Source organism: Nocardia amikacinitolerans, assembly GCF_900215415.1.
GTDB lineage: Bacteria > Actinomycetota > Actinomycetes > Mycobacteriales > Mycobacteriaceae > Nocardia > Nocardia amikacinitolerans.
The window spans coordinates 643,055-657,446 of the sequence record NZ_OBEG01000005.1; the positions used below are offsets into that span (position 1 = coordinate 643,055).

The window sequence follows — 14,392 nt, forward strand, 5'->3', positions numbered from 1 at the left end:
GAGCCGTCGCTGTTTCACGGCTGGAACGAGCGCGTGAGATCCGCGGCGAACGCGGGCGGCGTGCGTCCGTCGACCGAGTAGCGGTAGAGCGCGGTCTGGTACACCGCGGTCGCGGCCGAAACGAAGATCAGCGCGGTGGTGAAGACGGACAAACCGAGCCAGCCGCCGACCGCCGCACCGTACGGCAGGCCGGTCCCGGCCTGTGCCTGCGCGCCCAACGCCGCACCGACCGACACGCTCAGCACTATTCCGACGAGCACCAGGATGTAGCCGACGATGCCGAGGCGCGCGCTGCTCGCCACGTCGGCGCCCCACCCGCGCTCCAGGGCGGCTCGTGAATCGCGCAGTGCGTCAATCGGATTGCGATGTTCGAGGACGATCTTCGGCAGCGCGAGGTTGGCGACGTCCGCCCACGCCGTTCGGGTGCGGCCGCGCATCGCGCGCATATCGCGCCAGTCGTGCTCGACCAGCCGCAGCACCGGCAGCACGGTCGCCGCAGCCAGCGCCCACAGTATGATCGCGGCCCACCGAGCCCGCGCCGCCCGTCTGCCCGCCGCCGCGCTGGGGTATCCGCCGCGCAGCACGATGTCGGTTTGCGCGATGAGCGCGGCATTGCCGAATGTGGTGACGACCATGGTCAGCAGATAGGCGGCGCCCGCCAGCAACCACGGTGTCGCCGAGGTTCCGTCGGTGACGTCCGCACCGACCAGCAGCATCGGCACGCCCATCACCACCGCCGCGATGACGGACGACCGCGCCGGAAACGCGCGAAGGGCGTGATGCGAGGTCAGCACGCCGAATCCGGTCGAAAGCATGGTTCTCGCCGCGGCGAATGCCATGGGTACACCCCCGTTGTCGTGCATTTGTGGTTCTCGCGCCATGGTAGCCAACGGGATGCGGCGGGCTCCGGTCTCAGTTGCCAGGCAGCCCAGGGGTCATGCGCAGTTCGATCTGCGTCGGCGCGGTTCCGCCGTGCGGCGCTCGCGCCGAATTCCGTTCCACCGCGAGCAGACCGGCGATCGTCGCCCCCAGCGCCGCGGTGACCGCCACGGCCGCGATGACCTTCCGGCGGTCGACGCCCGCGGTGGCGGGCCGATACAGCGTCGCGCCCGCCCGCAGCCGAGCCATCCGCACGTCACCGGACGGGCGTTCGGCGGCGAGCAGCAGGGCGCCGCGGGCCGAGACGTATTCCGGTTCCGGGTCGTAGATCACCGGCAGATCGACGAGTTCGGCCAGCTCGGCGCGCACGCTCGGGCTGCGGGTGCAGCCGCCGAGCAGCACAAGCGCGTCGGGGCGCACCCCGCTTTCCTCGACGAGCTGGCGCACGAACGACGCCGAGTGATGGATGCTGGCCGCGCACAGTTCGGCCAGGTCGCTGCGGGTCACCACGGCGCGGCCGCCGGATCCGGCATCGGTCGCGGTGACCACCCGCGCGCTGCTGAGCGCCTCCCGATGGCGTCGGCTGGTGAGCCGATCGGTGAGCACGCCGCCGCGAGCCAGTTGCCAGCGCAGCAGCGCGTCGTAGCCGTCGCCGCCGAGCACCGTGCTGCGTTTGCTGGAGAGGATGGTGTCGGTGCGGCAGTCGGCGTGCGTGACCGTCAGCCCGGAGCTGCCGAGGTCGTAGAGGATCACCGTGCCCGACTCCGGCAGTCTTCCGGTGAAGCGCAGGTACCGCAGCTGGGCGAGCGGCTCGTCGACGATGGTGAGCCGGCTGCTGCCCGCCGCGGAACGGATGGCGTCGGCGTGCAGCGGGCAGCGGCAGGTGACCGCGGTCGCGGTGATCAGCTCGTCCCGAAGCTGGGCTGAACGGCGCATTTGGCGGATCGCCTCGAACACGGCCTCCTCGACGCCTGCGCCCGCGCGCCGCGGTACGTGGCAGCGGTCGATCGGAGGCAGATGCGGTTGGTCGGAATGTGTCGACATCGCGCGCGCGCCACCAGCGCCCGCCGATACCCCCAAGACCAGCACCATGGATTACATGGTGGACCTTTTCCCGTCCGCTGCCAAGGCAACACCGCCGCTGATTCGCTAGTTGGATGCCGGAACGTTACGCGGCGGTCGTTTCCGTGGTGTACGAGACCGGTAGGTACGGACCGAAGTTCAGCGATCGCGGGTGTTCCAGCGCGCGGGCGCGTCCCCGGTGTCGAAGTCGCCCGCGGCGTGCCGGAATTCCGCGAGCAGCTGCAACAGCGTGTGCAGTCGCTGCGGGGGCAGACCGGGCTGGGCGAACACCTTCGCGTTCAGTTCCTTGGTCGCCTCGGCGACCAATTCCCTTCCGGCGTCGGTGATCTCGATCAGGGTAGCGCGGCGGTCGCTCGGGTGCGGAACCCGTTCCACGAGCCGTGCCGCCTCCAGGCGATCGACGGTGTTGGTGACGCTGGTCGGGTGCACTTGCAGGCGCGCGCTGGCCTTCGCCATCGGCAGCGCGCCGGTCTTGCTGAAGCTGAGCAGCATCAGCAGTTCGTACCGGGAGAAGGTCAGACCGGTCGGTTTCAGTGCTTCGTCCACCCGCGCCATCACGATTTGCTGGGCGCGGACCAGCGACGTCACCGCCGCCATGCCGTCGGCGACATCGCCCCAGCCGTGGCCGACCCACTGGCGGTGGGCCTCCTCGATCGGGTCGACTGGGAGCGGGCGTGGCCGAGACATGTCCCCGATCATTCCATGCCGAGCGGCCGTTTCCGCGTCGTGCGCCGACGGCGCTATCACCCGCGTCGGGCGCGGGCCCGCTTTCGGATCAGCTCGAGCCGAAGTCTGGTGACGCGCTGTCCGGCCCGGCATTCTCTAAGGCGAGGCGGGCGTGGCTGAGAGGTTGAGGCAACGGTCTGCAAAGCCGTTTACGCGGGTTCGATTCCCGCCGCTCGCTCCAGGCAAAGGGTGCGCCGGTCGTCGACGCCCCCGGTTCGGTGTTACGCCACCGCCGGACCGGGGGCGTCGACGTTCGTCGTCCGCTTCAGGAGAGCCCGGAAAAGTCGCGTACCACAACGTGATTGCGATCGGCGAAGGTACCGAAGGTGTAGTCGGGCAACAGGCCGAAGTATTCGCCCCGGGTCGTGCTGCTCCAGCGGCGGGCGCCCTCGGTGCGCGTCTTGTAGAAGTTCACCATGTACCCGCCCTCGTACACGCGGAGCAGGCTGTAGCCGCCCGGATACTCCTTCACCGCCGCCACCTCGAGGAATTCCACCGCGATGTCGGCGTCCGGACGGGTCCGCCGGTTGCGATGGGTGTGGCCGCTGTGGTGCAGGAAGATGCCGGGCGCGCGCTCGTATAGGCGCTGTAGCTCGGCGCTGTCCGGACCGTTGAGGACGAATCCGGGGCCCGCGGTGTTGGTCAGCCCGGACTCGCGGGTCACCGGGTGGTGGCCGAAGACCAGGGTCGGGCGGTCCGGATCGGCGCGCAGCACCTCGGCGAGGCGATCGAACTGCCGTCGTTCGATGCGGCCGCCCGAGCCGTCGAGTTCGCTGGTGTCCACGCCGAGCAGGCGCAGGCCGCCGACCTCGTGTTCGACCAGCTGCTGCCGGGGTAGGAAGTTGTCGCCCCAGCAGTCGCGATGTTCGCCAAGGTGCGTGCAGCCCTGGTAGCCGACGTGCGGACGGTCGTGGTTGCCGCGTGTCACCAGGTAGTCGCCGCCGAGCGCGCCCCAGGTGTCCAGCCGGGCGCGGACGGCCCGCGATTCGTCCGGTGTCGCCTCGCTGGTCAGGTCGCCCGCGACGACCAGCCGGTCCACTTCCCTGGCCCGTAGGTCGTCGAGCAACGCGTCCAGCATGACTTCGGGGTAGGGCGGGAGACCCGCGAGCTGGCGGAAGCCGGGCGGGAACCCGCCGACCACCAGACCGCTCACCGTCTCGCCGTAGTGCACGTCGTTGGCCAGCGCGATGGTGCGCAACAGGCGGCCCTGCGGTGGCACCAAAGTGGTGAATTCGCCGGTGGTTTCCGGTGTTCCGTGCGCGAGTGTCGTCAGCGAGAGAGCTGGCGTCGCCCGTGCACCCTGCGACCAGGCTTCGAAACGGTAGCGTCGGCCCGGCTCCAAGCCGCCGATCTCCGCGTAGTGGAACGGGGTTCGCTCGGGATCGGCGAAGACGGGCACCGGTGTGCTCGTGGAATCAGCTGCGCCCAACCGTACTTCGGTGTCGGACGGAACCGGAACCAGGCGCCCCGCCTCGTCCGCCGCTACGGTCGTCCAGGTGAGCACCACCGAACTGTCGGTGACCGTGACCACTTCCAAATCCGTCGCCACCACCGTCGCCGCCTGCGCCCGCGCACGACTCGGCGGCAGAGCGGAAAGCAGTGCCGCGGAGGCGATCGCGCCGAGCAGTGTCCGTCGCGACGGTCCGCAGCAGCTCATGAACGCGAGAGTACGCCAATCCCGGCCGCGACCCGACTCGCTCGAGGTCGTACCGCCCGCCGCGACGAACACCGAACAACGAGGTGCGAGGACAGCTCCAGCGCGTCAGTCGACCTCCTGATACCCGCTCTTCTGTTTGGCGGCAATCAGTTTCGCGGCCTTGGCGGCGGCCTTGGCCGGGTCGCCGTAGCGTTTGGTGTTGCGGGTGCCCACACCGCCTTCTCTGCCGTGCCGGGTGGCGACGGTATCGAGGCCGGGATCGGTGACGATCTCCCAGAACCTGGTACCGCTCGGCCCGGTGGACTCGAAGTACCGGCGGGTGAGTTCGGGGCCGCGCCGCTGGCCGCCGAAGAGCATCATGGTTTCGGGCGCTGCCAGTTCGAGGTGGAAGGCGAATCGGCTCAGGAACGAGGACGCGAGAATCCACGAAAGCGACCTTTCCCACCACGCCTCGGCCGGATGCTGATCTAGGTACATGAAGACCCGGTCGTCGGAGCTCGGTGACACATCCGAGAATACGGTGTCGACGGTGCCGTCGAGACCGACAACCAGCGCGTTCATGGTCGACAGCACAGGGTCCCATTCGAGTTGCTGCTCACCGTGGAGCGCGGCCGCGTACTTCGCCCCGAGTTTGCGCATACGGGCCCGTTCCTGCCGTACCTCGGTGGGGCGCAGGAGCCGCAGACCAGTCTCGCCGATTCGCCACTCGGCGTGACCGATGTGCTGCCACAGTGTGCGCAGAACGGCGGGCAGCGGTGCCGTGAGCTCGGCTTCGAGGGCGTCGATGTCCGCAGCAGAGGCGGGCGGGCCGACTTCGGCACTGAATCCGTGCAGACCGGGCGAATGCTCGGTGAACCCTTGCGCAACAAGGTATTCGGCGAACTCGGCGAGGGCGGCGACATGCCAGGCCGGATCGCGAGTGTCGTCGCGGATGCGAGCGCGAACCCATTCGGCGACGGTCAGTTCCTCGCGTACCCGATAGCCGTTCCAGGTCACCCACTCCAGTTTCGACAGCGCCGCACCGTCGCGGTACAGCTCCAGCTCCCGGCGTTCGTGAGCCACCGCGAGCTCCGCGTCCACCGCGAACTGGGGCCGGTCGAAGGCCATCAGTCGTTCGCTGTTGGCGTCGGGCCGGTAGAAGGTGCGCATGAGCGCCGCGCGGCCGGGCAGGTACCACGGATCGGATTCGGTGTATTTCGCCGCCGCGCAGGTGGCCTTCATTCGCGTGCAGGCGTTTTCGGCGGCAGCCGGGTCGGGAAAGGTGAGACCGACCGTGTCGAAGCGGCCGTTGTTGACACCCCACCGATAGACGACTCGGTCCAGATAGCGCACCAATTCGACGAATTCGTTGCCCGAAGCCGTCCACAGCAACCCGCGCTCCGATTGTTCGCTTACCTCGCCGAGAAACTCCCGCATCCCGTGATAGCCGATCATGCTCGCCTGGAAGGGCAGGTCGTCCGAGATGCCGAATCCGTCGAAGGCGTAGATTTCGCCGTCCGAGTCGAGGAACCACACCTCGCCCGTGCCTCGGTCGGTGAGCAGGCGTCGCCGCACGGTGGTGCCCGCCAAGGTACCGAGGTCGTCGTCACCGATCCGAGCCAGCGGCCGCCCCGCCGCCCGTGCTCGCTCGCCCGCGTCGAGGAGGGCGCGCCGTGCCGAATCCGCCTCTCCGGACAGCACGTCGGCGAGTCGGGCGCGCATGTCGTCCGAGGTGAGCGGATCGAACCATTCCCGTCCGCGAGACAGGCTGTCGGGCTCGACGGCATCGACCGCGAGGGATTCCCAACTGGCGTAGGCGGTTCGGACCAGGTCGTACTCGTCGGCTTCCAACGCGGCAAGGATGCCGACGACCAGCGCGTACTTGAACACCCGCTGTTCGGTCTCCTCCTGCGGTGCGGTCCAATCGCTGATCTCCCGCAGCAGTTCGACAAGGGGCCATCGCTGCTTCACGTGATCGGTGACGGCATTGGCGTAGTGCGCGGCGGCACGATGGTCGCGCCGATCCCGCAACCGCCGCAGGACATCCCGGTGCACCTCGGCCGAGAAGATCTCGGCGAGTGCGTTTCCCATGCGCCAGACGCTGCGCCGTTCAACGAACAGACGCTCGATCAACGCCGTGCGCGCGGTGCCGGTGTTCAGGTTCCGTACCGCCGAATACAGGTCGGCGACCACTGTCTCGAGCTGATCGTCCACCGTCTGCCCGTGGCTGAGGACCGCGCCGTGCGCCGGGTCGGAATCGGCGTAGCGACGGCCGTAGTCGTCGAGCGCCGCGATGAGAAAGTCCTGCGCACCGGGGTGCCGGAAGCGGTACAGCTGGTGACCCGCGGTATTGCGAGCGCCAATTCCGGGATGGGCCAGGATGGTGTCGATCATGGCGGCGGCGGCCCGCACGGCTTGCTCGGCCGACGTCCGTGGCAGCACACACTGCTCCGCGCTCGGCCGGAACAGCTGCTCCCACAGTGCTTCGACCGTACTGGCCGGTGCCGGCAGGGCCGCCAGCCTCATCAGTTCGTCGAACACCGGCGGGTGGTGTGCCACGGGGGCCAGCGCGAGACAGACGGCCTTCTTCAGTTCGTCGTTGTTCATCTCGGCGACGATGTCGGAGGCATCCGGCTCCGGCGTGTGCTCGAGCAGCCGGATCAGCACCGGAACGAGCGCGCTGTCCGGTGCGTCCACCCGCAGCCCCTGCACCACGCGGGTGCGCACCTCGGCGGGCAGGTGCTCGATACCGGTGGCGGCCAGCGTGGCTCGATCGGGGTGCGCGCTGCCGAGCATGGCGTTCAGCGCCCATTCGATGACTTCGGCGGACGATTCGTCGATGTCCGCGCGCAGCAGAACGCGTTGTGCGACAAGCTCGCTCAGTCCTGCGGCGTCGATCTCCGCCACGACGGTGGCATGGTCGCCCGTGCCGAGTCGCTCCAGGTAGGAAGACGATATCTGCGCGTCGGCCCAGCGCAGCTCGAGCTCGGTACGGGTCAGCACCGGTTCGGTCTCGCACAGTTCGTGGGCCCGCCGCAGGGCGATCAGGCACGGCCTGCTGTACGGGTCTTTGCCGAGGAGGTCTCCGGCCGCCGCCGCGAGGGCCGCGCCGTCGCGCACCAGCGGCGTCACCACGGACAGCGCCCACACGCGGAGCGACCAGGTGCAGGTGGATGCGGGCAGCAAACGCACGAGGGTGTCCGCGGACGGGCTGTGCTCGCGTCCCGCTCGCCGATCCGTTTCGGCGCGCAGCAGTGCCGTTCCTGTCGTGACGGTCATCCGATCCAGGGCGGCACTCACCTGTTCGGTGGTGAGCGTTCCGTCGCCCAAGCCGTGCTTTATCCAGCTCGCCCGAGCCAGCGGCAGGTGTTCCGGCGCCATCTCCATGGCGGTGAGCGCGGCCCGCGTTCGCGCCTCGTCATCGGCAGCGACGTACTGCTGGAGCAGCGAGCGGCGGACGCGGAACTCCCGCACGGACGCCACGTCGCCGTCGATCGCCAGCGTGCCGAAGACCTCGGTGAAGGCGTTCAGCAGGTCGGGGCGCTCGGGAGCACGCTCGATCTCGGCGAGTACGCGGGCGCGGTCGTCGTCCCGCGTGAGCAGGGCGGTGTGCAGCAGCCAATAGATGGCCAGATGCGGATCCCGATGCAACAGCGGCAATTCGGCCTCGAGCACCTTCCGGACGTCGGTGACGCTCCACAGGTGCGTGAAGTGCCCTGCGGCGCTTGAGGCCAGACTTTCGGCGGACTGCGTGGGCTTTCCATCGCGCAGCAACGGTTGCGCCAGTAGCCACACCAGCCACTGGTAGCGCTCTGCCAGTTCGGCGCTGGTCGGCGTGGGGCCGGAGTCCGCGGTGGGCGACGGCGGACGGAAGGAGTCGCGAATATCGGACGTCGACCGCTCGTCCTCGTCGTTCGCGTCGGCCCGCGCGAGCTCGTCTCGGTAGGCCAACCAGTCGTCGAAAGAGTCGAACCACAGTGCCAGTTCCCGGGTTTCGTGATCCTGCCACCACACCGCGCCGCCGCCCCGCAGATCCAGCAGCGTGTAGTTGTCACCCTCGTCGTCGAGGACGACGAAGCCGCTCAGCGATTTGTCGATCGCTCCGAAGTACGGGTAGTTGATCGCCAAGTGGGCGTCCACGAGCGGGCCGCGATCGCCCGCCCAATACTCGAGCAGGCGATCGTCGACGGCGTCGGCCACGCGAGTGGGTACGGGTACGCCGAAGTAGCGGCTGGCGGACTGGTGCAGGTCCATGAGTTCTCTCTGGTATCGAAATGCGCTGTGCCGGTGAGAAAGACGGTCGTGCTCCGAGGCGGATCGGCGCTCGTCAGCTGCGAGCGCGGCACACACCGTCCAGGCGAACGATCGTTTCGTCCGGGACGGTACTGCACAGGTGAGACAAGAACGACGGACACGGATTTCGGCTGTGGCAGCGGCGATCACGTCGGCGAGGCGCTTCACTCGGCTGGTGACCTCGCATCGAAGGCGCCTCGTCATCTCAGCACTCGAAGACACCCTGATTCTTGCTCGCGCACAACGCGGCCTCGGCGACCGCCGTCCGATCTACTTCGCGTCGCGCAGCACCCGGTACTGCTCTTCGAGCAGGCGGTGGGCGTCGTCCTGAGTCTTCGCCCAGATCTCGCCGACATACCGGCCCGCGGCGACCACGCAGAACCACGAATTCACGCCGCCTTTCGGATCCGAAACGCAGGACGAGGACGGGACGCCGGGCGCGGTCGGCGCGGGCTGATGCTCCCGCTGCATCTCGACCAGCCCTGTGCTCAGGCGTTGTGCTCCCGAGGGTTCGTCGGTGCGGTAGACCGTGGTGCCCTTGTTGGCCATGGCGTTCACACCGACCTGACGGAACAGGGACGCCGCGCGCGGTTGGTCCTGCGCGAAGAGCACCGCGCCACGCTGCCGATACGCGCCCTGTTGCGCGTCGCCGTCGCCGATGGTGAGGGCGAAGACGCCGTCCGGGTCGTAGGGGAGGTCGGGGTAGTCGACCAGTCGCGTCGGGATGAAGCCGTCGAGCAGCGGGCCCTGCAATTCGATGGCGCGCAGCGTGGTTTGCCGCACCTCGTCGAGTGTCCCGGCCCGCGCCGACGTATAGATCACGTACTCGCGAAAGGGAGTGAAGGCCATTCCCTCCGAGCGTCCTCGCTCTTCCTTGTGGCTGAACCTCGACTCCGGGGCGCCGGGAAGTGGTGCGGGCGTGCGTGTCACCGACTCGAGCATCCCCCGCGAGTGCACCGCGGCGTCGGCGAGGTCGGCGGCCGCCTGCCGTGCCGTCGCATCGTCCGGGAAGCGCATCACGCCGTGTGTCAGGTCTTTTCGCCGCTCACGGTCGTTGTTCGTGCGGTGCGTGATGAAGCCGGTCAGCAGCCCGTTGCGCTCGGCCGCTTCCTTGATCGCGTCGTTGTGCCCCGCCATCACCAGTAGAAGCGCCGGAGTCAACACCCCCGCCCGCCCGTACACCGTGACGTCCGGATCGATATCCGTCGGCAGCGCAAGCACTTCCGCCATCCGCGCCCCCTCCGCCAACGCACCCTGCCGATGCCGCTGATCCGGCGAGAGGGTACTCGTCGACGCCGCCGAACTCGTCTGCGCCGACGCGCTCGTCGTCGGTGCCGAAGTCGGAACATCCTCGGGATAACAAGAACTCAGGGCGATCATCGCGACCACAACGGCCCCCACCCGCACCACAGAACGCACGGCCCCATCCTGCCAAAGATTGATTCCGTCGCGCACCGCCCACCTCGCCGAACCGCCGCCCCGTCGAGCCGAGGCAACATCGATCGCCCCAGGAACTTCGACGTCGGCAAAGCCCCGTTCATGTAACCCACTGTGACGCAAAGGGACTGGTCAGCGGGACCGAGTAGGGTATCCCCACCTCCTACTCCAGGGGCGGTGCGGCATCGGTCCAGGCCGCACCGTGCCGAGAAAGGAGGTGGTGGGGATGGCCAAACATCGCCGAGGCAAGAACAACGCCCCGGTCGACTACGGCATCGTGTTGACTCTCGCTGCTGTAATCGCCGGGGCGTTCGTTCTGGTCCGCCGAGTGTGGATCAGCTGACCCACCGGGCGGGGCGTCGTGCCAGCGGCGCTCCGCCCTCTCGGCATCACTCACGTGACCCCCCAACTCTACTTGACACAAAACAGCCGCGGTACCGACTCGATAACGTGCCGACCCCATTCCACGGCTGCATCTGCCTTGCCGCGGCAAGCGTTGCCGATACCCAATCCGCACAAATGAGCGCCAGCCGTAGAGCCGCCTGCCGCCGAACCGAAACATCCCCGCAAAACTCAGCCCGCTCCACGGGGGTCCGGGGGCGAAGCCCTCCGGGCGGGGCGTGGGGGTTGCACCCCCACAAAACACGACGAAACGAGCAAAGGCCCACGCCCTCCGTGGGCATGGGCCGTGCAGCGAGTGGAGTGCCCTCGGCAGGATTCGAACCTGCGGCCTTCTGCTCCGGAGGCAGACGCTCTATCCCCTGAGCTACGAGGGCGGGATAGATCTCGGTCGGGCCGGGTGGTCCGATCGGGCGGGGCAAGCGTATCGCATCGCGCGCTGGACGCCAAAAAGGGCGTCGGGCCGGGCGCTTTCACACGGTCCGGCCCGACGCGGGGTCAGTTGAGGGGGAGCGGGGTGCCGCCTCGGGCGGTCAGCATGGTGGTGAGCAGGCGGGATTCGGCCTGCTGGGTTTCGACCATGCTGGCGGCGAGGGTGCGCACGGCGGTGGTCGCGGCGTGCTTGGCCGCGTACTCCATCATCGGCATGCCGCCCTGGTGGTGCCGCAGCATGAGCCGCAGGAACATGGCGTCGGCCTCGGGCGCGGGCGCTTGCCGCAGCGCGGCGAGTTCCTCCTGGGTCGCCATGCCCGGCATGCTCGCCATCGACCCGGACATCTGATGCTCGCCGCCGTGCCCGTGTCCGGAGTTCGGTTCGCTCATCCAGCCCATGAAACCGTCGGCGCCCTGGGCGGGCTTGTTCCACAGTTGCAACCAACCCTGCATCCGCCCGACCTGGTTCTGCTGGGTCGTCATGATGTCGTAGGCCAGCCTGCGCACGTCGTTGTCGGTCGAGCGAAGCAGGGCGATGCCCGCCATCTCCACGGCCTGCGCGTGGTGGGCGGACATGTCCTGGAGAAACCCGATGTCGACCGCGTTGGGGTCGGGTTCACCGGAGCCGCCGTCCAGCGGAAGACGCACCAGCGTCCCGATCGCGAACCCGAGCAGGATCGCGCCGATCGCGCCGAGAATCAGCAGCGCCACACCCTGCCTGCGCACCTGCGCCTTGAACCCGGTCTCCGCGCCAGGCTCATCGACATCTGTCTCGGCCCGCATCTAGGGACCCGCTGTGGGTGCGCCCGGCGCGCCAGGCAGACCGGGCGCCCCGGGAAGACCAGGCGCCCCGGGAAGACCAGGTGCGCCGGGAACACCGGGAAGGCCCGGCACACCCGGAATACCGGGCGGCAGTCCTCCACCGAGCTCGGACGGATCGGTCGGAATGCCCGCACCGTCCATCGGCACCGCACCGGGGCCGGGCGGCGTGGGATCGAACGGCTCCGGGTTCTCCCGGTCGAAGTACGGGTTGGAGCAGGCCGCGCCGACCTCGGGGTAGGTGTACTGGTTCTGCCGCAGCGCGGTGATGAACTGGTTGATCCGCTTGTCCTGCGGGTCGTCCAGCTTCAACTGGTGCCCCCACGACTGCAACGAGATCGCGCTGTCCTGCCCGGGGAAGGGCGACATCAAGGTGTACTGCTTGCCTTCGACCTTCTTCTTCAGCGTGTCGATGCCCGCGGCGTCCACCTTGTCCGGGTTGTAGGTGATCCACACCGCACCGTGCTCGAGCGAGTGCACCGCGTTCTCGGTGCGGATCGGCTTCGCGTACGCGACGCCGGTGCAGTCGGCCCACGCCTGGTCGTGCGGACCGCCGAACGGCGGTGTCTGGTCGTAGGCCACCCGCTGCGTCGGGTCGACGTGCTTACCCGCACCCTGCGCGTAGTCCTTCTTCACCACGCCCGCGATCTGATCCGAGGGATCCTTCTTCTGCGCACTGGGCGTGTACTTGTCCAGTTCGGCCTGTTCGCGGTATTTGGGGACCAGGTTGTAGGCGAGCGCACCGATCAATGCGATGATTACTGCGGCCGCGCCGATGGCCAACCACGGGACCTGGCGCTTCTTCGGAAGTTGGCCCTTGCCGCCGCCCCCCTTGCGGGAAGGCGACACCTTCCCCGCGGCTCGTACGGCCTTGGCCGACTTCGAGGCGCTGTTGCTACTCGGCATTGCTCGTTGCTCTCTCGATGTGATGAACCGCTGTGCTGTTCATTGCGGACGGATCCGGGGCAGTGCCCGCCCGACGGCGTACACCTGCCCAGACCATAGGATAGAGACTCGTGACTCCAGCTGACCTTGCAGATCTCCTTCGCTCCACCGCGGCGAAGGTGCTTGTCGAACGTGGACTGGACCCCGCGGTCCTGCCCGACGAGGTCAACGTGGAGCGCCCCCGCAATCCGGAACACGGTGACTATGCCACGAATGTGGCGATGCAGGTGGCCAAGAAGGCCGGAACGAATCCCCGCGAGTTGGCCACCTGGCTGGCCGACGCGCTGAGCGCCACCGAGGGCGTTTCCTCGGCGGAGGTCGCTGGCCCCGGCTTCCTGAACATCCGCCTCGCCGCCGCCGCGCAGGGCGCGATCGTGCAAAAGGTGCTCGCGGCGGGCGTGTCCTACGGCACCGCCGACGCGCTCGCGGGCCGCCGGATCAACCTGGAGTTCGTCTCGGCGAACCCGACCGGCCCGATCCACCTCGGCGGGACTCGCTGGGCCTCGGTCGGCGACGCGCTCGGCCGCATTCTGGCCGCGCAGGGCGCCGACGTCACCCGCGAGTACTACTTCAACGACCACGGCGCGCAGATCGACCGGTTCGCCAACTCCCTGGTGGCCGCCGCAACCGGCGCGCCGACCCCCCAGGACGGGTACGCGGGCGCCTACATCGGCGAGATCGCCGACCAGGTCGTCGCGGGCAACCCCGGCGTCGTCGACCTGCCCGAGGACGAGCGGCACGAGGTGTTCCGCCGCGAGGGCGTCGAGCTGATGTTCGCCCACATCAAGCAGACCCTGCACGAGTTCGGCACCGACTTCGACGTCTACTTCAACGAGAGCTCGCTGTTCGCCTCCGGCGCGGTGGACAAGGCCGTCGAGGAGCTCAAGTCCTCCGGCAAGCTGTACGAGAAGGACGGCGCCTGGTGGATCGCCAGCTCCGAGTACGGCGACGACAAGGACCGCGTTGTCATCAAGAGCGACGGCAAGTCCGCCTACATCGCCGGTGACATCGCCTACTTCCACGACAAGCGCGCCCGCGGCTTCGACCTGTGCATCTACATGCTCGGCGCCGACCACCACGGCTACATCGGCCGCCTCAAGGCCGCGGCCGCCGCGTTCGGCGACGACCCGGACACCGTCGAGGTACTGATCGGCCAGATGGTGAATCTGGTGAAAGACGGTGCGGCCGTTCGCATGAGCAAGCGCGCGGGCACCGTGGTCACGCTCGACGACCTGGTCGAGGCGATCGGCGTCGACGCCGCCCGCTACTCGCTGGTGCGGTCCTCGGTGAACTCCAGCATCGATATCGATCTGGACCTGTGGACCAAGCAGGACAGCGTGAACCCCATCTACTACGTGCAGTACGCGCACGCCCGCTCGTGCCGCATCATCGACAACTCGGCCGCGTTCGACTTCGCTTCGGTGGCACCGGATTTCGGTCTGATGACCTCCGACCGCGAGGGCGAGCTGATCCGCACCCTCGGCGAGTACCCCCGGGTGGTCGCGACGGCGGCGGAGATGCGCGAACCGCACCGCGTGGTGCGGTACCTGGAGGAGCTCGCGGGCGCCTACCACCCGTTCCAGTCCGACGACGACATGCGGGTGCTGCCCAAGGGCGACGAGCCGGTCACGCCGCTCAAGTCCGCCCGCCTCGAGCTGGTGAAGGCCACCCGTCAGGTGCTGGCCAACGGCCTCGGCCTGCTCGGCGTCAGCGCACCGGAGCGCATGTAGTGCGCGGGCAACT

Annotated in this window: 9 protein-coding genes and 2 tRNA genes; 2 read left to right on the forward strand and 9 right to left on the reverse strand. The window is 68.6% G+C overall.

Going from position 1 to position 14,392, the window contains the following annotated elements; all coding sequences use genetic code 11:
• Positions 1-14: 14 nt before the first annotated feature.
• The 3 genes from CRP45_RS24510 to CRP45_RS24520 form a co-directional block, all read right to left on the reverse strand.
• Positions 15-839 (reverse strand): DUF6159 family protein, encoded by an 825-nt coding sequence (locus CRP45_RS24510; RefSeq protein WP_143861535.1) that lies wholly within the window; start codon positions 837-839, stop codon positions 15-17.
• Between the two features lie 73 nt (positions 840-912).
• The gene (locus tag CRP45_RS24515) at positions 913-1,971 is read right to left on the reverse strand and encodes an Hsp70 family protein (RefSeq protein ID WP_097247152.1); all 1,059 of its coding nucleotides are present in this window, start codon (positions 1,969-1,971) and stop codon (positions 913-915) included.
• A 129-nt stretch (positions 1,972-2,100) separates the two neighbouring features.
• Positions 2,101-2,649 carry a MarR family winged helix-turn-helix transcriptional regulator gene (locus CRP45_RS24520; protein ID WP_067787877.1) on the reverse strand — a complete coding sequence of 183 codons (549 nt, stop codon included), beginning with the start codon at positions 2,647-2,649 and terminating at the stop codon, positions 2,101-2,103.
• Between the two features lie 145 nt (positions 2,650-2,794).
• Between CRP45_RS24520 and CRP45_RS24525 the strand changes: the two genes are divergently transcribed.
• Positions 2,795-2,869 (forward strand) — tRNA-Cys (locus CRP45_RS24525).
• A gap of 84 nt (positions 2,870-2,953) precedes the next feature.
• Here CRP45_RS24525 and CRP45_RS24530 read toward each other — a convergent pair.
• The 6 genes from CRP45_RS24530 to CRP45_RS24555 form a co-directional block, all read right to left on the reverse strand.
• Positions 2,954-4,345, reverse strand: a complete 1,392-nt coding sequence (locus CRP45_RS24530; protein ID WP_097247219.1) for a metallophosphoesterase — start codon at positions 4,343-4,345, stop codon at positions 2,954-2,956.
• A gap of 105 nt (positions 4,346-4,450) precedes the next feature.
• Positions 4,451-8,578 carry an SMI1/KNR4 family protein gene (locus tag CRP45_RS24535; protein WP_179830997.1) on the reverse strand — a complete coding sequence of 1,376 codons (4,128 nt, stop codon included), beginning with the start codon at positions 8,576-8,578 and terminating at the stop codon, positions 4,451-4,453.
• A gap of 309 nt (positions 8,579-8,887) precedes the next feature.
• Entirely contained in the window at positions 8,888-9,997 is a 1,110-nt protein-coding gene (locus tag CRP45_RS24540; protein ID WP_425436964.1) for a DUF7373 family lipoprotein, read from the reverse strand.
• A 760-nt stretch (positions 9,998-10,757) separates the two neighbouring features.
• Positions 10,758-10,830: transfer RNA gene (locus CRP45_RS24545), tRNA-Arg, on the reverse strand.
• Positions 10,831-10,951: 121 nt separating this feature from the next.
• Positions 10,952-11,668 (reverse strand): DUF305 domain-containing protein, encoded by a 717-nt coding sequence (locus CRP45_RS24550; protein ID WP_097247155.1) that lies wholly within the window; start codon positions 11,666-11,668, stop codon positions 10,952-10,954.
• The gene (locus CRP45_RS24555; RefSeq protein WP_097247156.1) at positions 11,669-12,610 is read right to left on the reverse strand and encodes a DUF3105 domain-containing protein; all 942 of its coding nucleotides are present in this window, start codon (positions 12,608-12,610) and stop codon (positions 11,669-11,671) included.
• 110 nt (positions 12,611-12,720) lie between these two features.
• Between CRP45_RS24555 and argS the strand changes: the two genes are divergently transcribed.
• Entirely contained in the window at positions 12,721-14,379 is a 1,659-nt protein-coding gene (argS, locus tag CRP45_RS24560; RefSeq protein ID WP_097247157.1) for an arginine--tRNA ligase, read from the forward strand.
• Positions 14,380-14,392 lie beyond the last annotated feature (13 nt).

Excerpts from the sequence above, each read along its gene's own strand:
- CRP45_RS24510 (WP_143861535.1), bottom strand. The coding sequence starts at position 839 with ATGGCATTCGCCGCGGCGAGAACCATGCTTTCGACCGGATTCGGCGTG.
- CRP45_RS24515 (WP_097247152.1), bottom strand. The coding sequence starts at position 1,971 with ATGGTGCTGGTCTTGGGGGTATCGGCGGGCGCTGGTGGCGCGCGCGCG.
- CRP45_RS24520 (WP_067787877.1), bottom strand. The coding sequence starts at position 2,649 with ATGTCTCGGCCACGCCCGCTCCCAGTCGACCCGATCGAGGAGGCCCAC.
- CRP45_RS24530 (WP_097247219.1), bottom strand. The coding sequence starts at position 4,345 with ATGAGCTGCTGCGGACCGTCGCGACGGACACTGCTCGGCGCGATCGCC.
- CRP45_RS24535 (WP_179830997.1), bottom strand. The coding sequence starts at position 8,578 with ATGGACCTGCACCAGTCCGCCAGCCGCTACTTCGGCGTACCCGTACCC.
- CRP45_RS24540 (WP_425436964.1), bottom strand. The coding sequence starts at position 9,997 with ATGATCGCCCTGAGTTCTTGTTATCCCGAGGATGTTCCGACTTCGGCA.
- CRP45_RS24550 (WP_097247155.1), bottom strand. The coding sequence starts at position 11,668 with ATGCGGGCCGAGACAGATGTCGATGAGCCTGGCGCGGAGACCGGGTTC.
- CRP45_RS24555 (WP_097247156.1), bottom strand. The coding sequence starts at position 12,610 with ATGCCGAGTAGCAACAGCGCCTCGAAGTCGGCCAAGGCCGTACGAGCC.